6 protein-coding genes are annotated in these 5,658 nt (G+C 72.6%); 4 read left to right on the top strand and 2 right to left on the bottom strand.

Going from position 1 to position 5,658, the window contains the following annotated elements; translation table 11 throughout:
* Window positions 1–452 (bottom strand): FAD-binding oxidoreductase (locus ACXJKG_RS18955; RefSeq protein ID WP_456847288.1); only part of this gene is annotated, 452 nt, incomplete at its 3' end.
* A 34-nt stretch (window positions 453–486) separates the two neighbouring features.
* Complete coding sequence (locus ACXJKG_RS18950; protein WP_456847287.1) at window positions 487–2,202, bottom strand: dihydroxy-acid dehydratase; 1,716 nt, start codon at window positions 2,200–2,202, stop codon at window positions 487–489.
* 49 nt (window positions 2,203–2,251) lie between these two features.
* On the opposite strand from ACXJKG_RS18950, the gene ACXJKG_RS18945 reads away from it, so the two are divergent.
* The 4 genes from ACXJKG_RS18945 to ACXJKG_RS18930 form a co-directional block, all read left to right on the top strand.
* Entirely contained in the window at window positions 2,252–3,055 is an 804-nt protein-coding gene (locus tag ACXJKG_RS18945) for an IclR family transcriptional regulator (protein WP_456847286.1), read from the top strand.
* Window positions 3,052–3,954, top strand: a complete 903-nt coding sequence (locus ACXJKG_RS18940) for an SMP-30/gluconolactonase/LRE family protein (RefSeq protein WP_456847285.1) — start codon at window positions 3,052–3,054, stop codon at window positions 3,952–3,954. The genes ACXJKG_RS18945 and ACXJKG_RS18940 overlap by 4 nt, the downstream gene beginning before the upstream one ends.
* 30 nt (window positions 3,955–3,984) lie before the next feature.
* Entirely contained in the window at window positions 3,985–4,845 is an 861-nt protein-coding gene (locus ACXJKG_RS18935; protein WP_456847284.1) for a fumarylacetoacetate hydrolase family protein, read from the top strand.
* A 2-nt stretch (window positions 4,846–4,847) separates the two neighbouring features.
* Window positions 4,848–5,658, top strand: an 811-nt coding sequence (locus ACXJKG_RS18930) for a zinc-dependent alcohol dehydrogenase (RefSeq protein ID WP_456847283.1), incomplete at its 3' end; no start/stop codon positions are given.

Here is a 5,658-nt window from a genome sequence, read left to right as displayed (position 1 = left end):
GTGTTGAGCTCGGTGCCGCACGACATGCCGCTCGAGTTGTTGGCGACGACCCCGCCGATGGTGCAGGCGCCCTCGCTGGCGGGGTCGGGCCCGAGCTTGCGCTGGAAGGGGGCAAGCCGGGCGTTCACGGAGCGCACGGTCGCACCGGGCTGCACCCGGACCCGCAGGCCACCGTCCAGCACCTCCACGTCGCGGAAGTGCCGGCGGGTGTCGATGAGGACGCCGTCCGTCGACGCCTGGCCGCTGAGGYTGGTCCCGCCCGACCGGAAGGTCACGGCGGTGCCCCGCGCCGACGCGTCCCGGAGCAGGCCGGCGAGCTGGCCGACGGTGCTGGGGGCGACGACGGCCTGCGGGGTCAGCAGGTAGTGGGAGGCGTCGTGGGCGTACGCGAGCCGGTCGGAGGCGCGAGAGCGCACGCCGTCCGGCACCCGGCGCTCGAGGGCCTCCAGCAGCGCCGTGTCGACCTGGGGGACCCGGGTCGGGACGTCAGTGGGACTCACGCGAGACCTTGTCGCCGCTCGAGCCCCGCAGGAAGTCGAGGTCGGCCCCGGTGTCGGCCTGCAGGACGTGGTCGACGTACAGCCGCTCCCAGCCCCGGACGGGCGCGGCGTAGCCGTGCAGCGTCGCGCTGCTGGGCAGCCGGGCGTCGAGCTCGTCCTGCGGCACGTCGAGGGTCAGCAGCCGGTTCGGGACGTCCAGGACGATGTAGTCGCCGGTCTGCACGATCCCGAGCGGACCGCCGGCGGCGGCCTCGGGGGTCACGTGCAGGACGACGGTCCCATAGGCGGTGCCGCTCATCCGGCCGTCGCAGACGCGGACCATGTCGCGGACGCCGAGCTCGAGCAGCTTCTTCGGCAGCGGCATGTTGGCGACCTCCGGCATCCCGGGATAGCCCTTGGGGCCGCAGCCGCGCAGGACGAGCACGGAGTCGGCGTCGACGTCCAGGTCGGGGTCGTCGATGCGGGCGTGCAGGTCCTCGATCGTGTCGAAGACGACGGCCCGGCCGCGGTGCGTGAGCAGGCGGGGGGAGGCGGCGGCGGGCTTGATGATCGCGCCGCCGGGGGCGAGGTTGCCGCGCAGCACGGCGATGCCGGCGTCGGCGATCAGCGGGGTCTCCCGCACGGAGATGACCTCCGGGTCCCAGATCCGCGCCTCGTCCAGGTAGGCGACCAGGGGGCTGCCGGTGACGGTCAGGGCCTCGGGGTCGAGCAGGTCCTTGACCTCGCGCAGCACCGAGAGCAGACCGCCCGCGCGCTGGAGGTCGTCCATCAGGAACGTCCCGGCGGGCTGCAGGTTGACCAGCAGGGGGACACCCGAGCCGATCCGGTCGAAGTCGTCGAGCGTCAGGTCGATCCCGAGGCGGCCGGCGATCGCGAGCAGGTGCACGACCGCGTTGGTGGACCCGCCGATGGCGGCGAGGGCGACGATGGCGTTCTGGAACGAGCCCTTCGTCAGGAAGGTGCTCGGGCGACGCTCCTGCGCGACGAGCTCGACGATCAGGCGCCCGGTCTGCTGCGACTTCTCGAGCAGCCGGCTGTCGACGGCGGACGTGCCGGCCAGGCCCGGGATGACCATGCCGAGCGCCTCGGCGACCAGCGCCATCGTCGACGCGGTCCCCATCGTGTTGCAGTGGCCGCGGCTGCTGATCATCGAGGACTCGCTGTCGAGGAAGTCCTTCTGGCTGAGCGTGCCGGCGCGGACCTCCTCGCTCAGGCGCCAGACGTCGGTCCCGCAGCCGAGCGGGACACCCCGGAAGGTCCCGGTCTTCATGGGTCCGCCCGGGACGACGATCGCCGGCAGGTCGACGGAGGCGGCGGCCATCAGCAGGGACGGGATGGTCTTGTCGCACCCGCCCAGCAGGACGACGCCGTCGATGGGGTTGGCGCGGAGCATCTCCTCCGTCGCCATCGCGGCCATGTTGCGCCAGAGCATCGCGGTGGGGCGCACCTGGGTCTCGCCGAGGGAGACCACCGGGAGGTCGAGCGGGATCCCGCCGGCCGCGTAGACGCCGGCCTTCACGCTCTCCATCACCTCGTCGAGGTGCGCGTTGCAGGGCGTCAGGTCGGAGGCGGTGTTCGCGATCGCGATGTGCGGGCGGCCCTCGAAGGCGTCCTGCGGGAGCCCCCGGCGCATCCAGGCCCGATGGATGTAGGCGTTGCGGTCGGTCCCCGCGTACCACTCGGCGCTGCGCAGCTCTGCCACCGGCCTCGTCTTCCGTTACGTGGAATCGATGTCTAGCATGTGGAACACGATGCACGCTACACCCGCGCTTTCGGCCACGGAACAGGTCTCCGACGCCCGACTCGTCGGCTCCGACCGGGTCCTCGCCGTGCTCGTCGAGCTGGCGGGCTTCCCCGACGGAGCCAGTCTGGACGAGATGGCACGAGCCGTGGCCAGCCCGAAGCCCACCGTGCACCGGGCGCTCGCCTCGCTGTGCCGGGCGGGCCTCGCCGGCAAGGACGGCCGCGGACGCTACCTGCTCGGCGACGAGTTCCTGCGCCTCGCGTTCGCCCACCACGAGGCTCGCCCCGATCACCTCCGCGTGCAGCCCATCCTCGACAGGCTCACCGACCGCTACGGCGAGACGTCGCACTACGCGGTGCTGGACGGCGCGAGCATCGTCTATCGGGCCAAGGTCGACCCCCGCGTCGGCGCGATGCGTCTGACGTCGACGATCGGCGGACGGAACCCGGCCCACGCCACCGCGGTCGGCAAGCTGCTCCTGGCGCTGAGGCTCCCGGACCTCGACTCCGTGGTCGCGTGGGTGGGCGACCGGACGCTCGAGCAACGGACCGCTCGCACCGCCGGGACGCCCGAGCAGCTGCACGTGCAGCTCGAGGGGATCCGGGCGCGCGGCTACAGCGTCGACGACGAGGAGAACGAGCAGGGCGTCAACTGCCTGGCCCTCCCGGTCTACYTCGCCTCGCCGTCGCAGGTCTCCGGAGCGGTCAGCATCAGCGCGCTCGCCTACCGCACGCCCCTGAGGACGCTCGTGGACGACCTGCCGGCCATCCGGACGATCGTCGACGGTCGCCTCGACGAGGCGGAGGTGTGAGCACCGTCGAGGCGGTCGTCGCGACCACGGAGCGCCACGTCCTCGCCGAGGGCCCGGTCTGGGATGCCGCCGCCGGCCAGGTGATCTGGATCGACATCGAGCGTGGCTCCGTGTTCCGGGGACACCTCGAGGGCGACACGATCGAGATCGTCAGCAGGATCGACCTCGACGGCCGGGTCGGCGTGGCCGTCCCCGGCGTCGACGGCAGCCTTCTGGTCGCGCAGGAGAAGGAGCTCGTCGTCATCTCGGCGGACGGCGGTCGTTCGCGCGGACCCCGCCTGATCGCCGCCGACGTCGCGAGCCGCGCGAACGACGGCGCCTGCGACGCCGCCGGACGCCTCGTGATCGGCACGTTCGCCGATGACGTGGGATCGAGCGCGGAGCGTCTGGTGCGCGTCGAGGACGACGGGTCGCTCACCACGATCGACGACGACCTCACGCTGTCGAACGGCCTGGCGTGGTCCCCGGACGGCTCGGTGCTCTACAGCACTGACACGTTCGCGGGCGTGATCTGGGCACGGGACTACGACGCGGCCGGCGGCACGGTCGGCCCGCGCCGCGAGCACCTGCGCATCTCCGACGGCTACCCGGACGGGATCTGCGTGGATGCCCGGGGCTACCTCTGGGTGGCCGTCTGGGAGGGCGGCGAGGTCAGGTCCTTCACGCCGACGGGCGAGCCGGCCGACGTCGTGCGCGTGCCCGCACCGCACGTCTCGAGCGTCGCCTTCGTCGGCAGGCTGCTCGACCGGCTGCTGGTGACCACGGCGTCCCGCGACCTCGACGCCGACGCCCTGCTGCAGTACCCCGACGCGGGGAAGCTCTTCCTCGCCGACGTCGGAGTCTCCGGCACGCCGACCCACCCGTGGTCGGCGTCGTGGACGACCCGAAGCGACGACTGACCTCCCACCCGCACCACCACTGGAGAAGACGTGCAGCTCATGCGCATCGGCGCCCCCGGCGCCGAGAAGCCGATCGCCCGGCTCGACGACGCCACGTACGTCGACCTCGCGGACGTCGTGGACGACTTCGACGAGCGCTACTTCGGCAGCGGACACCTGGCCCACCTGCCCGCGGTCGTCGCCGAGCGCGTCGCGGCCGGGCAGGTCAGCGCGTTCGAGGGAGAGCGCGTCGGCGCGCCGATCGCCAGGCCGCACCAGATCCTCTGCATCGGCCTCAACTACAGCGACCACGCCGCCGAGACCGGGCAGGCCGTCCCCACTGAGCCGATCCTGTTCACCAAGTCCCCGAACACGCTGATCGGTCCGTACGACGACGTCCGCATCCCTCGCGGCTCCACCAAGCCCGACTGGGAGGTGGAGCTCGGGATCGTCATCGGGAGGCGCACCAGCTACCTGGACTCCGTCGAGGAGGCCCGCGACGCCATCGCCGGGTACGTCGTGGTCAACGACGTGAGCGAGCGCGCGTTCCAGATCGAGCGCAGCGGCCAGTGGTCGAAGGGCAAGTCGGCGGAGACCTTCAACCCCGCAGGACCCTGGCTGGTCACGCCGGACGAGATCCCGGACGTCCTGGACCTCGGCATGTGGCTCGACGTCAGCGGCGTCCGGCGGCAGACCGGCTCGACGTCGACGATGGTCTTCGACCCGTTCTTCATCGTCCACTACCTCAGCCAGTTCCTGGTCCTCGAGCCGGGCGACCTCATCAACACCGGCACTCCTCCCGGGGTCGGGATGGGCTTCCAGCCGCCGATCTGGCTCCGGGCCGGCGACGTCATGGAGCTCGGCATCGACGGGCTCGGCGTCCAGCGCCAGACCGTCGTCGGACCCCGCTGACCGTGCGCGCCTTCGTGCTCACCGGACCGCGCGAGTCCGAGGTCCAGGACGTCCCGTCGCCCGTCGCCGGGCCCGGGGGAGTCGTCGTCGACGTGCAACGGGTGGGCGTGTGCGGCACCGACGTCGAGTTCTTCACCGGCGAGATGCAGTACCTGCACGAGGGCCATGCGGCCTTCCCGCTGAGGATCGGGCACGAGTGGATGGGCACCGTCTCGGCGGTGGGCGACGGCGTCGACCGGAGCTGGCTTGGCCGACGGGTCACCGGCGACACGATGCTCGGCTGCGGCACGTGCCGCCGGTGCCGCGCCGGGCACCAGCACGTCTGCGCGGCCCGGTTCGAGGTCGGCATCCGGGGCGGCTTCGCGGGCGCGCTCGCCGAGCAGCTCGCCGTGCCGGCGACGTCGCTGCACGCGCTGCCCGACTCGGTCGACGACACCCTCGGCGCACTGGTCGAGCCGGGAGGCAACGCGCTCCGCTCGGTGTGGGGCGCGGACCTGACCGCGGGCGACCGGGTCCTCGTGCTGGGCGCGGGCACGATCGGCCTGCTCGTCGCCATGTTCGCCAGGTCCGCCGGCGCCGAGGTCCACCTGATGGGGCGCTCGGCGCGGTCGATGCAGTTCACGCGGTCGCTCGGCTTCGACGACGTCTGGACGCAGGACGTCTTGCCCGAGCTGCCGTGGGACGCCGTGATCGACTGCTCGAACGCGGCGTCGCTGCCGGCGCGGGCGCTCGAGCTCGTCGAGCCCGCCGGCCGCGTGGTCTACGTCGGGCTGGCCGGGAGCCCGMGCCTCATCGACACCCGCGTCCTGGCGC

The sequence above is a fragment of the Cellulomonas sp. P5_C6 genome, assembly GCF_054049635.1.
Note: the sequence above shows the minus strand (reverse complement) of the source record. Positions and strands in the feature narration are given on the sequence as shown.